General features: G+C 45.7%; 1 pseudogene. It reads left to right on the top strand.

From position 1 onward, the window contains the following. Window positions 1-278: 278 nt before the first annotated feature. A pseudogene (locus tag ACUU1I_RS21320) lies at window positions 279-348 on the top strand (IS66-like element accessory protein TnpA); the annotation flags it as partial.

Below are 348 nucleotides of genomic sequence, written 5' to 3'. Positions count from 1 at the left end.
TTGATACCGGCAGGAATTGTCACAAATTCCCGCTCCATGCAGCGGGCAATTTCCGGATACCCTTCGTCATCAACACGTACAAACCAGAAGACCAGTTTTTTGTTTCTGGCATCCACAAAGAACGGAATATTCAGGTCTGCGCAACACTCAACGGCATCGTCAAAATTATCAAAGCGCAGAACCTCAGCTTCTTCGTAACCGGCTCATTTAAACCGTCTGGTCTGTTTCCTCCGGCTCCACAAAAATAATGTCCATCATTTTGAAGTGGACACTATCGTATGGAATACCGGACCTGGATCACTGAAGCTTTACGCCTTCATTTCGAAGAATATTTACCACGGGTTGTAG

This window comes from Shigella sp. SIG3 (assembly GCF_053555855.1).
This window is presented reverse-complemented; position numbering and strand designations above follow the sequence as displayed.